Here is a 15,648-nt window from a genome sequence, read left to right as displayed (position 1 = left end):
GATTTGTGTAATTATATTCGTAATGTTGGAAAAAGCGGGGATTTATCATCGCTTCTTGATATAGAGCGGAGCATAATAAAAAATGATTTGTTTAGGTACTCCAATAGCAAATCAATGTTTAATAGCCTTAAAACGGCTTTAACTGAAATAGATGTTGTTAAGAAGCATGTGTGCTTGTTGGTGATCCTGTACAATATAAGGTGATAAATGAGGCTTATAGTTTATCCAAAAATCGGAAAGGTGGCTTGCCTTATGACGAAGCGCGACAAGCAATGGCATCTCATTATACACGATTGGGGAATCTCGACAAGGCGCGTTTAACATCTGTTGAGAAATCAATCATTGATGTGCGGAGGGACAATATGAAGGTGATGCGAAAACTCTACGAAAAAATGCAAGCCAAAGCTATAGGTATAGATCTTACGCGCGATAAAGGTCATTCTCTTTAAGAGATATTATATTTGTATTTAGTATATTGATATATACATTAACAATGAATAGGGGGGGGAAATTGGGAAATCAATCTACACGTACACCCAAAAGAAAATCTCGATTGATATTTATCTTTTTATTCATTGTATATTTTATTCTCCTTAATCAATTTTGTACACAATATTTAGCACATACTTTTCATTATAGTGTTTCTCTTGGTCCTAATTTTAAAGGAGTGTATTCGCCCTTTTCTTGGTTTTCTTGGGTCTTTAAATTTTATGATTATGCTCCTAGTCAGTGTAATGTAATATTTGTTCTCTTTTGTGCTGGTCTTTTGATTGGATTTGTTGGTTTTACTCTTTGGGCTGGTTTTTCTTCAAGGAGTAACAAAAGTACCGATGATTTACATGGAACAGCGCATTTTGCAACTTTTGATGAAATTCAAGAAATGGGGCTTATACCACATAAAAAGAAAGGAGAGGGTGTATATTGTGGAGCATTTGCTGATCCAAAAACAGGAATGTTGCATTATTTGCGTCATGATGGACCAGAGCATATAGCAGCTTTAGTGCCTACACGTTCTGGTAAAGGTGTTGGTTTAGTAGTACCTACTCTTTTGAGTTGGCCACACAGTCTTTTTGTTCTTGATACAAAAGGTGAAAATTATGCCATGACTTCTGGATGGTGGAAAAAGTATGCAGGGAATAAGATTCTAAGATTTGATCCAGCAGAACCAAAAGTTGGATGTTCATGGAATCCATTAGGAGAAATTCGTTTCAGAACACGTTATCAAGTAGCGGATGCACAAAACATAGCCTTAATGGTTATTGATGATGATGGAAAAGGAATTGCCGGGGATCATTTTAGATCTGCGGCTTTTGAACTTTTGAATGGTCTCATTCTTCATGCTCTTTACAAGGCAGAAAAAATTGGACGTATACCTTGTTTGCAAGATTGTGCACACATGTTAACGGGAGTAGGAGATTTTGCTACTGTTATTGAAAATAATGATGGTTTTGATGAAGACGGTGATCCAAAAGCGCTTTTTAGTTTGTTTCATGAAATGGAAAATCTTGATATAAAAAGTGATGATCCTCTATTTCAGGAAGCAGATAAAGAAGCAAAACTTGTTATCAACGGTGTTGGCCGTCGTATGGCTGGAACACCAGCACGCGAGTTAGGGTCTATTATTTCGACGGCAAATAATGCTCTGTCTCTTTATCGTGATCCTATTGTTGGTGAAAACACAAAATATTGTGATTTTTATATTAGTGATTTGATGGATACTGAAGATCCCGTCTCACTGTATTTTATTACAACGCTGCGTAATTTAGATAGAATGAGACCATTAGCACGATTGCTATTGACCCAAATGGTTCTTTCTCTTTCAGATCGCATGGAATTTGATGATGGAAGATCCAAAACCAATCACAAACATCGTTTGCTTTTAATGCTTGATGAATTTCCAACTTTGGGAAAATTGGAAATTTTTGAAAAGGCTCTTGCCTACATTGCTGGGTACGGGCTTAAAGCTTATATCATCACTCAAGATGTGCAACAGCTCTACAAAGCTTACACCACAAATGAAAGTATTATTTCAAATTGTCATATTCGTATTGCTTACGCTCCTAATAAAGTCGAAACAGCCGAATGGATGAGTAAAATGGCGGGAGAGACGACGGTTGTTCGCGAAAAGATTTCCACTTCTGGAAAACGTTTTGGTATGGCACTTGAACAGGTTTCAACGTCTTATGAAGAAACACGCCGCCCATTGATGACGCCCGATGAAATCATGCGCCTGCCTGGAGCAAAAAAAGATAATTCTGGGAATATTGTTGAACCTGGGGAAATGCTTATTTTTGTAGCTGGAAATAGCGTCATTAGGGGAACACAAATTCTTTATTTTTTAGATCCAGTTTTTTCAGAAAGGTCAAAAATTTCTCCTCCTGCTACAGATCGTTTGCATGAGAGAAATAAAATCAAAGAAGATAAGAAAGGCTTTGTTCTCTCATGAAAAAAGCTATGGCCATTCTTACTTTATGTACTATTACGCTTGCATGTTTTGTTCTATTTGCCGTTTCCCAAGGGTTTAGAATTAATTATTCGCATTCGGCGCCTGTAGGTCTTTGGAAAGTTAATTATTTTCAAAAAGAAGTACGAAGGGGGGAGCTTATGGAGGTTTGTCCTCCAGATGTACCTATCGTTAAGATGTTTATTGAAAAAGGATATCTTCAATCTGGAGCTTGTCCTAGCGGGTCTGTTCCTTTTTTGAAGCCATTAGTAGCTCTTTCTGGTGATGTGATTAACATAACTGAAAAAGGTATCAGTGTTAATGGTCATTTATTGAAAAATAGCCAAAGAAGAGGGGGGATATCAAGTATGCCAAATGGAAAATACCTTGTTGAAGAAGGATATGCTTGGTTTGTTTCAAGTTTTGATCCTGTAAGTTTTGATAGTCGTTATTTTGGAGCTGTTTCGATTATGAATATTATCGGTTCTGCTAAACCCATTTTAACTTTTAAGAATTGAGATTTTAATAATGAAAAAAGCGTGAATACAAGTATGTCATGTAATTTCTACAGTTTTAAATGATGTTTTTATACCCGGAATACAAGTTGAGTTGGATTCAGAAGAAGCAGAAAGCTATGGAGTTTTTTTAGAAACAGCCCTTTCAGAAGAAGACGCTTGGGATTCGTCGTGTATTACAGATCCATCTGAAATTGATAATTTTAATGATATAGGGGGGAGTGATGAGTTTTGATTATGCAAAATCAGTAACAGATCATTTTATTAAACTGCTTCAACAAGGAGCAGCACCATGGCAGCAACCATTACCTCCCGGATGTGTGAGATCTCCTTATAATCCACAAACAGGTAAAAATTATAATGGTATTAATAATCTTTGGCTTGCAAGCCAAAAATATACTGATCCACGTTGGCTTACATATCAGCAGGCAAATGAAATGGACTGTAGAATTAAAAAAGGTATGAAAAGTACGGATATTATTTATTGTAAACAGAATGAAAAGGTCTCTTTTTATGATGGTGATGGAAAAAACATGAGAAGTTTGAAAAACTTTCTTACTCCCGTATTTTTTTAGCAAAAGTTTTTAATGGTGAACAAATTGATGGATTACCTCCATTGGAACCATGTCCTATTTTATCGGAAGAGGTAAGACATGCACGAGCAAAAGCACTTTTAACCGCATCAGGCGCAAAAATTGATATTGATGATAGAAATCATGCTTTCTATCGTGATGGTGATAGTGATACTCTTTTTTTACCAAAACAATCTCAATTTGATTCAAGTGATTATTTTTATGCTACAGCATTACATGAACTTGGACATTGGACTGGACATTTTTCAAGACTTAATCGTGACATGATGTATCCTATTGGGTCTTCTGGATATGCCAAAGAAAAGCTTCGAACAACTATTGCCTCCTTTATGATTGGAGAGGAATTGAATATAGGTTATGATCTAAGTCATAACGCTTCCTATGTTTCTTCATGGATTGAAGCTATGCAGAATGATCCAAAAGAAATTTTTAGAGCGGCTTTTGAAGCAGAAAAAATCAAAAATTTCATAATGGGATTAGAAACAGTCAAAGTTGTTGAGGCTGAGAAAGAGTCATTTATATCGATAAACACTGATCGTGAACTAGCTAATACAGAAAAGATTTTTTTGAATGTTCCTTATTCACAAAAAGAAGAGGCAAAAGCCGCTGGAGCTAAGTGGGATAAAGATGCAAAATCTTGGTATGTTCCTGCTGGTACAAATTTAATTGAAAAAGGTTTTGCTAGGTTTTCTTATGGAGATGCAAAACCAAACACAACTTTGCCGATAGAACAACAGTTCAAGGAGGCGCTTCGTTCTGCTGGTTTAATTGTTGATAATCCACTTATGGATGGAAAATTGCATAGAGTTTCCGTTGAAAATGATAAAAAAACTCAAAAGAGTGAGGCTTATATTGGTTATTTCTCATTGGATGGTGGCTATATTCAAAATTTTCGCACTGGTGACAAAATTTATTGGAAACCTGAAAAGTCTGCGGCTCCTTTATCTTTAGAAGAAAAAAAAGATTAGCCATAGAAGCTAAAGAGCGACAAGAAATTTTAAGAAAAGAGATTGCAGAAAAACAAAATAATGCAGCGATACTTTCATCACAAATATGGGAGGCTAGTAAAATAGCAACTCCAGATAATGCATATTGTAAGCTTAAAGGTATAAATCAGACGAGTGATTTAAGAGAGGTTCCCTCTGATTTTCCAGAGGACATTAAAAAACAAGGGGTGAGAGTTGCAAAATCTGTTGAGGAAGCAAAAATAATAAAAAAAAGCAATCCTAATATCCGCACATTTTTGGCAGGTGATTTAATTATTCCAATATGGGATAAAGATAATAATTTAAGTACCCTTCAGACGGTTAATCCTACTTTCAAATCTTTTATGAAAGATGGAAAAAAACATGAGTGTTTTACGATTGTAGGTTCTAATAATGTAGGAATATCCGCCCTTAATAATGATTTAGAAAATCCTATCCTTATTGCGGAAGGATATGCAACAGCTTTTTCTGTAGCACAAATGACTCATATGCCAGTTGTAGCGGCTTTTGACTCTGGAAATTTAAAAAATGTAGGTAGAGTAATGCGTGATAAATATCCAGATCGCGTAATTTTGTTTATTGCGGATAATGATCATGCTTCGCAAGAAAAATTACTTTCTAATGGAAAAAAAGGAACCAATGTTGGAATTACCGCGGCTTATAATGCGGCAGCAGATGTTGGAGGAGGAGTAGTTTATCCGGAATTTCAGAAAGAAGAGAACGAATTTTCTGATTGGGATGATTACAAAAGAATACATGGTAGTGATAAAGCCAGAAACGATTTTACATCTAAAATGAAAATTGCCGAAATAGAAGCAAGAGTGATGTCCGAGCGACTCCAAACACTTGCAAATATGCAGGACCAATTTGCTATTGATGACCCAACAACAGCACTTGATGATCAATATGTTTATGAAGAGCGTGAAGCTGCTAATCAACTTCGCCAAAGAGCAACTATCCTCAATGGTCGTAATATTAATTCAAGTGATAAAGCTATGATTTCTCGTGTAAGATCTCATATTTTGCAGGATAGAGAACAAAAACTTTCTCAAAATCTCAACGCAGCTTCATATAGAGAAAGAAAAAATCGCGAAATTGAAAGTGAGTTTTAGTTAGGTAGAGGATTTGTTTTTTATTGCTCAGATCTAGCCTTTAAATTAATATGTAAACATACACTAAGATAAGGAGGTTTTCATGGAAAAGAAATTACCAAAAAGTTATATGACTGATGCTGAACGCGAGGAATTACGAGCAGGTGGTCTTCCTCAAAACAGTATCTATATGGTTGAAGCAGAAGCAGCTTCCAAGGCGAATGATAACAAAGCAACTTGGGAATGGTTAGCGATGGCTGAATATCCAGCACATGCACTTTTACTTCTTAGACATCAACGTGGAGCGCAATTTATACGAGATATGGGATTTTCTACAAAAAGTGCTGATGAAAAATATGGCCCGGGACTGGTTAGATAAAGGTGTTGTAATAGGAGGTCATCATTTCTAATAAATTAGAAGAGCTTTTTTTACAACAAAGTATACTAGTACAAGATCTTGAAAAAACATTAGTATCTCAAAAATTACACAATGTGCGAAGTAATCTATGTGATCATATTCGTAACGTTGGAAAAAGTGGGGATTTATCATCGCTTCTTGATACGGAGAGTGATCTTATAAAGGATGATTTGCTTCGGTATGCTAATAGTAAAGCTATGGCCAGTAGCCTTGAAACAGCATTAACTGAAATAGATGTTGTTAAAGATCACATAAAATTGGTTTCTAATCCTGAGAAATATGATGCGATAAATAGAGGACATAGTCTACCAAAGCATCGTAAAGGAGGATTGCCTTATGATGAAGCGCGAAAAGCAATGGCATCCCATTATACACGACTAGGAAATCTGGACAAAGCGCGTTTAACAACAGTGGAAAAGTCTATCCTTGATGTGCGGAGGGACAATATGAAGGTGATGCGAAAACTTTATGAAAAAATGTAAGCCAAAGCTATAGGTATAGATCCTGCGCGCGATAAAGGTCATTCTCTTTAATAAAAAACTATAGAATTTAAGCAACAGGAATGTGGATTTTTGCTATTACGATAGATATTTTTGTTGTTCAAATTTAATCTTTAAATTATTATGCCGGCATTATTTTAAAAAGCTTTAAGTTTTACATTCTTCTCATTATCTAGAGTAAACGGGGTATATTCTTAAAAGCGGGGATGGGAGAATGGTTGTTACAGCATTTAAAGGTGGACGAAGTTTAGAGCAAAACAGACGTCTCATTGAGAAGCTGCGTTTTGAATTTGGACAACAGATATGTGATTACCTAGATGATCCTACAGTCATAGAAATTATGTTAAATCCTGATGGTACCTTATGGGTTGAACATTTGGGAGAACCTAAAAAAGCTGTTGGCGTAGTGGATGCGCATAGGGCAGAAGCTGCTATGGGAACAGTGGCTACAGCTCTTGGAACGCAAATTACCAAAGAAAACCCTATTCTTGAATGCGAATTACCAATAAATGGAAGCCGCTTTGAAGCGGTAATTCCACCTATCGTTTCTGCCCCAACATTTACAATTCGAAAAAAAGCAACGAAAATTTTTACTTTAGATGACTATGTTGCAAAAAACATCATCACTCCACATCAAAGATCGCTTTTAAATGTTGCTGTTAAAGATCATAAAAATATTCTTGTTGTGGGTGGAACAGGAACTGGAAAAACTACCTTAACGAATGCAATCTTAAAGGAAATGACAGATACATTTCCTGAAGAGCGCTTTGTAATTATTGAAGATACAGCTGAACTTCAATGCGCGGCACCTAATACTGTAACATTTCGAGCTGTGGAATATATTGATATGACGCGGTTGTTAAAGGTGACTATGCGTATGGCACCAGATCGCATTATTGTTGGCGAAGTAAGAGATGGTGCAGCTTTAGCTTTGTTAAAAAGCTGGAATACTGGACATCCAGGTGGAATAGCAACCGTTCATGCCAATGATGCAACAGCAGGATTAACAAGAATCCAACAATTAATATCAGAAGTAACCATTGCTTCCATGCAATCACTGATAGCAGAAACAATTGATGTAGTTTTGAGTATTGAAAAAACTTCCTCAGGTCGCAAAGTCAAAGAAATTATCGAAGTTTATGAGTACGATCACGCACTCAACAAGTACATAACAAATATTATTCATTAAAGGAGCAAAATATGCAAATATCTTTAACACAAACAAGAAGTAATTTATACAATCATATTGTGTTGTTTTTTCTTATTATAGGTGCGGCTTTATTACTCTATCTTATCTTGGGGGATATTGCATGTGCTTCTGACGCAACATCTGGTGGTGGAGCATCTCTGCCATGGGAGGCACCTCTTGAGAAATTGAAAAAATCAGTTTCTGGTCCTGTTGCTTTCGTGGTTTCTTTATTGGGGCTTGTTGCTGGTGGAGCTACACTGATTTTTGGTGGTGAAGTTAGCGAGTTTGTAAAGCGTATTATCTATCTTGTTTTGGTCATCAGTGTGATTGTTTTTGCAAACACTCTTCTTACAGGCGCTCTCTTTTCTGGTGCTGTTGTTCCTGCTAACGTTGTGGTTGGAGGACTTTAATGGGAGGCAAACAATATACACAATTGTTCCGTTCTCTTCACAGACCTCAACAAATTATGGGAGGAGAACGTGAATTAATGCTGCTATCAATGCTTTTAACTGGAATTCTTATTGTTTCAGCAATGAACATTGTAGCAGCAACTATAGGTATTTGTATCTGGGTTGTTTGTCTTTACGTTTTACGTAGAATGGCCAAATTTGATCCTATCTTGTCTCGAATTTATATTCGTCAATTGAGATATCGTAGTTATTACGCTCCGTTTTCACGACCATTTCGTGTTGCAAAATCAACAAGGCCTTATTAATGTTTAAGTTAAAACATTTTCGCTCTACGTTTGCTGGACTTCCTGATCTTTTAAATTTTGCAGCTTTAATTGATGACGGCATTATTTTGGGAAAAGATGGTTCTTTATTGGCCGGCTTTTTTATCCGTGGGGATGACCCCATGTCAGCAACGGATGCAGAAAGAAATTATATAACAGGTTTGGTTAACACATATCTTTCTCGATTTCATTCGGGATGGGCGATATGGGTGGATGCTATACGCCTAGAGTCACCAAGTTATTCAGATCCTGAATTGTCTCATTTTCCTGATCCCATTACAGCATTGATTGATGCAGAAAGACGTTTTTATTTTCAGAGAAGTGATACGCACTACGAAACAGAATACGCTTTATTAATGCAGTATCTACCGCCTACACGAAAATCGTCAAAGTTGGGGGAAATTGTTTATGAAGACGATACCGTTGAATCAACTACTCCTGCTGAACGTTTACTTGACGATTTTAAAAAGAAAATAGAGGATTTTTATGTTGGGCTTGGTGATCTTCTAAAAATGCAGCGAATGAAAGCGGTCACTATTAGGAATGGTGATGAGACTTATGAAAGCGACCAGCTTGTTAATTATTTACATTATGCCATTAATGGCAAAGCGGTTGCTCTTCGAATACCAGATTGTCCTATGTATTTGGATTCTTGGCTAGGTTATACTGACTTGTGGCCTGGTGATACCCCACGTCTTGGAGATAAGTTTATAACATGTATTTCAATTGATGGTTTTCCATCGGCTAGTTATCCTGGAATATTAGATATTCTTGATGGTTTTCCTTTACATTATAGATGGTCAAGTCGTTTTATATTTATGGACCAGCATGAAGCTGTTGCCGCATTAAATAAATATAGATTGAAATGGCAACAAAAAGTGAGAGGATTTTTTTCGCAGGTTTTTAAAACTAATAAAGGAACTATTAATACTGATGCTTTGTTGATGGCACAACAAGCTGAAACAGCAATGAACGAAGCTCGTTCAGGTCTTGTTGCTTATGGTTATTATTCACCAACAATTGTTTTAATGCATGAAGACCGTGAGGTCTTAGCAGAAAATGCTAGATTAATTAAACGCGAAATTGAACATAGAGGTTTTGCCGCTCGTATTGAAACAGTCAATACAATGGAAGCATGGTTAGGGACAATTGCTGGTCAAACTTATCCAAATATTAGACGTCCATTAATTAATACTCAAAATCTTGCTGATATGTTACCTCTCTCAAGTGTATGGCCAGGTTTACAATTTAATCCTTGTCCACTCTATCCTGATAATTCTCCTGCTTTATCTCAAGTAGTAACGACAGGTGCAATGCCATTTCGGATTAATTTACATGTTGATGATGTTGGTCACACACTTGTATTTGGTCCAACTGGAGCTGGTAAATCAACACTTTTAGCGTTTTTATTAGCGCAAGCGCGTAGATATTGGTCAAGAGCAACAGATAAAGATGGTAAGCATTTACCTGCTAATATTACTGCTTTTGATAAAGGTCGTTCATTATATACATTATGTTATGCTATAAATGGACGTCATTATGGTATTGGTGATAGTGATAGCGCTGTCGGTGCTCTTATGCCTCTTGCAGACATTGATACAGAAGCCGATAATCTCTGGGCGCAAGAATGGATTGCTATTTGCTATGAATTACAGACGGGTCAAACACTGTCTCCTCAGCAAAAAATGGAAATTCATCGTGCAATGAAGCAGATGAGTCAAACACCTAAAAACATGCGTTCACTCAGTAATTTTGTTACTTCGATTCAGAACCAAGAAATCCGTAATGCACTTGCACATTATACGATTTCTGGTGCTATGGGACATTTGTTAGATGGTCAAGAAGAGTTTGAAGATCATAATGATTTTATTGTCTATGAAATTGATGAACTCATGAAGCTAGGTGATAAAAATGGTTTACCTGTTTTGTTATATCTATTTAGACGTTTTGAAAGAAGCTTGAAAGGACAACCATCTATTCTTTCACTTGACGAAGCATGGATTATGCTTGGCCATCCTGTTTTTCGTGAGAAAATTCGTGAATGGTTAAAAGAACTAAGAAAAAAGAATTGCCTTGTAATCATGGCAACACAAAGCCTGTCTGATGCAGTTCGTTCTGGTATTCTTGACGTTTTGTTGGAACAATGTCCTACCAAGATTTTGTTACCCAATGAAGAAGCAGAAACAAAAGGTGCTGAGGGAGCGCCGGGAGCAGTTGATCTATATAGAATGATTGGTTTGAATGATAAAGAAATTCAAATTATCAAAACAGCAAAAAAGAAAAGACAATATTATTATAAATCTATTCTTGGACGCCGTCTTTTTGAATTAGGATTAGGTAATATTGCTCTTTCTTTTGTAGCGATTTCTAGTAAAGAAGATCTCGCTGAAGTTAAAAAACTCATCAATGAAGACACACAAAACTGGCCTTTAAAATGGCTTCAAATGAGGGGAGTTAATTATGAAAAATATCTTGAAGAGACTTAAAGCTTTTTCTGTAATGAGTACATTTATTATAATCAATTTTATTATTTTAATTACTCCAGTGAAAGCTCTTGTACCTGTTACCTGTACTAATTGTTCTAATCTTCTGACACAGGCATTAGAGTATGCAAAAGATGTGGAGATTGCATTAAACACTGCAGAACAGGTCGCAGTAGAGATTAAGCAATATAAAGACATGATAGAACAGGCTAAAACGCTTGATTCTATCAGCGTTGAAAGATTCGAGAATGATTTGAAACTATTGAACAGAACTTATCAAGATGCAAAAATCATTGCCTATAATATGCGGAATCTGCATAGTAAATTTAAAGAACGTTATCCTGGTTATGAAAATTTTTTAAAAAAGATTGGAAAAAAAAGTCCTATAGAAGATTTTAGAAAATGGGCAAAAAATGGTTTTTCTAATGCACGTATCGCTATTGAGGCAGCTGGAATTAACATAAGTAGTTTTGATAACGAGAATAATTTTATGCGGAGACTCATCAACCGTTCAGCAACTGCAAAGGGTCGTATGCAAGCCATTCAAGCTGGAAATGAAATTGCTACCCAACAAGTTAAGCAACTGCAAATGCTTCGTGAACTCGTGGCTAATAATATTACTTTGCAAGCAAATTACACAGCTGATGAAGTAGAACGTAAAGCAAAAGATGAAGCTAACGTTGAAAAATTTTTTGAAACAAAATCGCCAGATACAGATCGTGGACATGCATTTTAAAAAATGGACAATTACCCAGTGTTAAGGAATAAAAAACGCATTTTTTTAATATTTTTTTTGATTGTGTTGGGGTATATATTTTTTACAGATATTTCCTTTGCAAATGGCTTAGACAAAACTAAAGAATTTAATGGTTTATTAGATTTAATACAAAATCAATCTCATCGCTGGTACTCAAAATTGCATTATTATGGTTTTCGTCTTTTTTGGTTATTGGCTACGCTTCAATTTATTCTTAGTTTTATTCCTCTTTTGTTTAAACAATCTGATATTGCTGATTTTGTGGGAGAATTGGTTAAGTTCATTCTTGTGATAGGCTTTTTTGCTGCTCTTTTAGAATATTCTCAAGAATGGGGAACAGCTATTGTTGAGAGTTTTCGTACGGCAGCAGCTGATGCAAGTGGAAGAGGAAGAAATCTTTTTCCTTCAGATATTTTGGGTGAAGCTTCTGATATTATGGAAGCTATGGCAAATGTTAGCACTTGGAATCCTATAACTTCTGTATTGATTGCTATTCAGTCTGTTATTGTTTTTTTATGCTTTGGTTTTATAGCTGTTTTATTAGCTGTTACACTTATTGAATCGTATATTATAATCAATGCATCTGTTATATTTATGGGGTTTGGAGCGTCTCAATGGACACGAGAAATAAGTATAACAACATTTCGCTATACTGTCTCTGTTGGTGCAAAATTATTTGTAATGACACTCTTAGTGACTTTGATTTCCGATTCTATGAAGGCATGGAAAGATGCATATGTTTATTCTTCTGCGTCAAATTGGACATTGCTAGGACTTTCTTTGTTATGTGTGTATTTAACAAAGACTATTCCGGAAATTATTGCTGGTTTAATTTCTGGAACAAGTGGTGGGAGTGGTGCAACTATTGGAGCAATGGCTGGCGCTGCTATAGGAGCTGTTGTTGTAGCAGCAACTGCAGCAGCAGGAGCGCCAGCTGTTGCTGCTGGTGGAACAGGTGGTGCTTTAGGAGGAGCAAGCGGAGGAATGGGTGGCGGGGGAGCTGCGACAGGGGTAGGTAGCAATACAAATGCTTCTCAACTGACAGGAAACTCTTTTAAAGATAGTGGTAATAAACCTACATCGGGCGGAAATCCACGCGTAGCTGGAGGGGAAAGCCGTTCCACTAGCACTAGTAAATCTCAATCTAAATCGGTCACTTCAGACCAATCTAAATCGGCTGCTTCAGACGAATCTAATTCAGCTCTTCCAAAAATGAGAGATGCTACCGATATGACTTTAAAAGGTCTTGGACATATGGCTGCTTTTTGTGTTCCAGGAATGGAAAATGCAGCAAACCTTAGTCTTAATGCTCCACCTACACCACCAGAATATAACGATATCCAATTTTTTAGTGACAATAAACCTCAATCTGATATTGAAAATACAATTTCTGGAGCAGGATTTATAATAGATAAGAACTAAAGAAGCTATGGTTTTATTTTTGAGAAATAGATAGTAACTTCTTTAGTTAGAGATTGATACTAGCATTTTTTTAAAATGCATGTCCACGATCTGTATCTGGCGATTTTGTTTCAAAAAATTTTTTAGCTTGTTCCTCTTGTTGGGCTTTACGTTTTTCCTCTTCACTTTTACCACAACCTGTGATACTCAATCCTATAGTCAATAGAGCCAAGCATATTAAAATAATTTTTTTCATTTTTTCCATCTTTAAAAATTATATGTATTAATCTCATCAATTATATCGGAATGCAGATTTAATTATCGTGATCTTTTGTTTTTTATTAGTATTGTTAATGGGAAAATACGTGAACAGTTTATTGTAAATATCTTATAAGTCTATCATAATAAAAAATGAGAAGGAAAGAGCCAAAACCTAATATAAACGAACAAATTGTAATATTTATTAGTGCTTTTGACCAACCTATTGATAATATCATAATAGGAATTGTAAATAATCCCAAAAAACCCATAATCACTATAAGGCTTAGTATCAATCTTAAAGGACCACGAAGCCATAAAAGCAAAAGGACGAGCGCCTCTTTGCTCATTTGCGATTTTGACATTATTTTCCCCTCACGCGCTTAAATCAAGATGCTCCATAATATACACAGTACGATAAATGATACAAGTTATTTTGTTATAAAATCTTCAAGATCTATTTGATGTTCAACGGATGAGATATCCGGTTTGATAGAAGATGATTCTATTTGATATTCTTTCATAAAAGCAACTTTTTCTTCTTTGAAGAACAAAATAGGATTCACTTAGTATTGATTAGGCAATTTTGGTTTCAAAATTCCTTTTTGTATAAGTTCTCTTAAACCGTTGTGAAAAGTTCTGTCGACCATATTGCGCTTTGTTCCATTTATACCCCCATCAAACCAAATTAAGGTAACGCTGCTGGGATCTTCGTTTGTTGATTTATTAGATTGATATTCTTCTAAAACTATTATTAAAGCACGATGTCCTGTACAAGATAAATTAAAAATTGCTTGAATGCCATAAGCAAATATTTCTATAAAATTTTCTTTATTTGTTTTTTCTGTGACGTGAATTATAGGTACAACAATTATAGGTACAACCTCTATTTTATCAGTATCAGAATTGATAAACTTTTGTTGTATAATGCACGTTTTAACAATTTTTTTATCAGCAAATATTTCAGAATTTTTAAGAAAAGAATTTTCATACGGGGAATATTTTTGCTTTCACAAGTTTATTTTATCCATTTTGATCGTCTGTTGATTTTTTATCACCTGTTACGGCTTAAGAAAGTTTTTCTTCGCAGAAATAAAAGTTATATTGACACTTGAGCGAATGTAAATTCTCGTTATTGGAGATTCGATTGATTATTTTAATATGGCAATTGTGTTACCATAAATGACAGTTAGTATATCAGATAAACAAAGAAAGCAAATCGTTAGGCACGATCAGAGTCCTTTCATTAATGATATTGTGGTTTCTATTAAGGATCCAGAAGAGCAGTTTATTGTCAATGTGGCGCTAATTTTTGATTTAAAAGCAGCAGGAATAAAAGTTTTTTTAGTTTTGGCTTGGATACTTCAAAACAGATTAATTCGCACTAATACTGTGATTTTAGATAAGGCTATTTTAAAAACATTTCTTGAAGCTCAAGAAAGTAAGTTAGCATTATCACCAACAACCTTTTTTCGTGGTGTAGCTGAATTAGAAAAAGCAGGTATTATTGCTAAACAAAATCACAGAGCTTGGTATTTTATTAATCCAAGTCTTGTTTTTAAAGATAGGAAAGTTGTTTTTACAAAAAATGTTGAATTAGAGAATGGGAAAATGGGGACTTAATTTTTCTTTACTATATTGAAAATATTTTTCTTTTGAATATAGTTTCATCTTGACTCATTATGTAAATCTACGAGTCGTTTCAAATAGAGAGAAATATAATGGCAAAAAAATAAAAACTCAACCCCATTAACAGAAGGGTTTCTAAAATACCCATACTACATATACGGTAAATTAAATCAACGAATTAGATTCAACAAAGTAATTCCTAATTTAATTTATCGTGATGCATTCTGCAAGAGAAATTTTGTAGAAAAGGGATATTTTTAGCATTTTTGCCTCCAATAGAGAGGTTTTAAAAATTATGGTTAATAAAACATCTGGTAGAAAATTAACTTCAAAGCACTGGGAATATATAAAAATTGCTGATAATACTGATATTGGACACATTAGTAGAAGCCAACTTATTTTTCTTGTACAAGAATTACCTATAATTGGTCTTATCAAAGGAACGGAAGTCCATTTATTAACCAAACTTTTGAATACTGTACCCGTTGCGCATTTTGAAAAAGGTAAAATTCCACTAGTTTTTAAAAGCAACCATCAAATTGGTCTGGAAATTAGTTGTACGTCTGTTCATGTAAGCTGCTTGAACTTCGTTACACGGCTTTGCTTGTGTCATACGCATTTGCCATGAATTTAAATACCATAAGATGAAAAG

At 35.2% G+C, this 15,648-nt stretch carries 17 protein-coding genes and 1 pseudogene; 17 read left to right on the top strand and 1 reads right to left on the bottom strand.

The annotated features are described in order from the left end of the window. Positions 1-170: 170 nt before the first annotated feature. The 15 genes and pseudogenes from ACFIM1_RS07045 (at position 171) to trbL (ending at position 13,130) form a co-directional block, all read left to right on the top strand. Complete coding sequence (locus tag ACFIM1_RS07045) at positions 171-449, top strand: hypothetical protein (RefSeq protein WP_375609663.1); 279 nt, start codon at positions 171-173, stop codon at positions 447-449. A gap of 62 nt (positions 450-511) precedes the next feature. Beyond that, a complete protein-coding gene (locus tag ACFIM1_RS07040) occupies positions 512-2,446 on the top strand; it encodes a type IV secretory system conjugative DNA transfer family protein (protein ID WP_375609664.1) in 1,935 nt (644 codons plus the stop codon). Then, complete coding sequence (gene traF, locus ACFIM1_RS07035) at positions 2,443-2,961, top strand: conjugative transfer signal peptidase TraF (RefSeq protein WP_375609665.1); 519 nt, start codon at positions 2,443-2,445, stop codon at positions 2,959-2,961. Before ACFIM1_RS07040 ends, traF begins: the two co-directional genes overlap by 4 nt. 91 nt (positions 2,962-3,052) lie before the next feature. Beyond that, a complete protein-coding gene (locus ACFIM1_RS07030; RefSeq protein ID WP_375609666.1) occupies positions 3,053-3,193 on the top strand; it encodes a hypothetical protein in 141 nt (46 codons plus the stop codon). Further along, complete coding sequence (locus ACFIM1_RS07025) at positions 3,183-3,533, top strand: ArdC-like ssDNA-binding domain-containing protein (RefSeq protein ID WP_375609667.1); 351 nt, start codon at positions 3,183-3,185, stop codon at positions 3,531-3,533. The genes ACFIM1_RS07030 and ACFIM1_RS07025 overlap by 11 nt, the downstream gene beginning before the upstream one ends. A gap of 41 nt (positions 3,534-3,574) precedes the next feature. After that, positions 3,575-4,519: a zincin-like metallopeptidase domain-containing protein gene (locus tag ACFIM1_RS07020; protein ID WP_375609668.1), complete on the top strand. Its 945-nt coding sequence runs from the start codon at positions 3,575-3,577 to the stop codon at positions 4,517-4,519. Between the two features lie 206 nt (positions 4,520-4,725). Next, the gene (locus ACFIM1_RS07015) at positions 4,726-5,649 is read left to right on the top strand and encodes a toprim domain-containing protein (protein WP_375609669.1); all 924 of its coding nucleotides are present in this window, start codon (positions 4,726-4,728) and stop codon (positions 5,647-5,649) included. 82 nt (positions 5,650-5,731) lie between these two features. Then, positions 5,732-6,038, top strand: a pseudogene (locus ACFIM1_RS07010) (hypothetical protein). An 82-nt stretch (positions 6,039-6,120) separates the two neighbouring features. Beyond that, positions 6,121-6,528 (top strand): hypothetical protein, encoded by a 408-nt coding sequence (locus ACFIM1_RS07005; protein WP_375609670.1) that lies wholly within the window; start codon positions 6,121-6,123, stop codon positions 6,526-6,528. Positions 6,529-6,760: 232 nt separating this feature from the next. Next, positions 6,761-7,735 carry a P-type conjugative transfer ATPase TrbB gene (gene trbB / locus ACFIM1_RS07000; RefSeq protein WP_375609671.1) on the top strand — a complete coding sequence of 325 codons (975 nt, stop codon included), beginning with the start codon at positions 6,761-6,763 and terminating at the stop codon, positions 7,733-7,735. An 11-nt stretch (positions 7,736-7,746) separates the two neighbouring features. Next, positions 7,747-8,145, top strand: a complete 399-nt coding sequence (locus ACFIM1_RS06995; protein WP_375609672.1) for a TrbC/VirB2 family protein — start codon at positions 7,747-7,749, stop codon at positions 8,143-8,145. Continuing rightward, the gene (gene trbD / locus ACFIM1_RS06990; RefSeq protein ID WP_208438669.1) at positions 8,145-8,450 is read left to right on the top strand and encodes a conjugal transfer protein TrbD; all 306 of its coding nucleotides are present in this window, start codon (positions 8,145-8,147) and stop codon (positions 8,448-8,450) included. Before ACFIM1_RS06995 ends, trbD begins: the two co-directional genes overlap by 1 nt. Beyond that, positions 8,450-10,954, top strand: a complete 2,505-nt coding sequence (locus tag ACFIM1_RS06985; protein ID WP_375609673.1) for a transporter — start codon at positions 8,450-8,452, stop codon at positions 10,952-10,954. Before trbD ends, ACFIM1_RS06985 begins: the two co-directional genes overlap by 1 nt. Continuing rightward, positions 10,929-11,687 carry a P-type conjugative transfer protein TrbJ gene (gene trbJ / locus ACFIM1_RS06980; RefSeq protein ID WP_375609674.1) on the top strand — a complete coding sequence of 253 codons (759 nt, stop codon included), beginning with the start codon at positions 10,929-10,931 and terminating at the stop codon, positions 11,685-11,687. The genes ACFIM1_RS06985 and trbJ overlap by 26 nt, the downstream gene beginning before the upstream one ends. 63 nt (positions 11,688-11,750) lie before the next feature. After that, a complete protein-coding gene (gene trbL / locus ACFIM1_RS06975; RefSeq protein ID WP_375609678.1) occupies positions 11,751-13,130 on the top strand; it encodes a P-type conjugative transfer protein TrbL in 1,380 nt (459 codons plus the stop codon). Between the two features lie 70 nt (positions 13,131-13,200). Here the strand turns inward: trbL and ACFIM1_RS06970 are convergent, their stop codons facing one another. After that, positions 13,201-13,365: a hypothetical protein gene (locus ACFIM1_RS06970; RefSeq protein ID WP_375609675.1), complete on the bottom strand. Its 165-nt coding sequence runs from the start codon at positions 13,363-13,365 to the stop codon at positions 13,201-13,203. Positions 13,366-14,549: 1,184 nt separating this feature from the next. Here ACFIM1_RS06970 and ACFIM1_RS06965 point away from each other — a divergent pair. Then, a complete protein-coding gene (locus tag ACFIM1_RS06965) occupies positions 14,550-14,990 on the top strand; it encodes a hypothetical protein (RefSeq protein ID WP_375609676.1) in 441 nt (146 codons plus the stop codon). A gap of 301 nt (positions 14,991-15,291) precedes the next feature. Then, on the top strand, positions 15,292-15,624 hold the full coding sequence (locus ACFIM1_RS06960; protein WP_375609677.1) for a helix-turn-helix domain-containing protein: 333 nt from the start codon (positions 15,292-15,294) through the stop codon (positions 15,622-15,624). Positions 15,625-15,648 lie beyond the last annotated feature (24 nt).

The organism is Bartonella sp. AC158YNML, from assembly GCF_042196725.1.
In the GTDB taxonomy this organism is placed as follows: domain Bacteria; phylum Pseudomonadota; class Alphaproteobacteria; order Rhizobiales; family Rhizobiaceae; genus Bartonella.
This window is presented reverse-complemented; position numbering and strand designations above follow the sequence as displayed.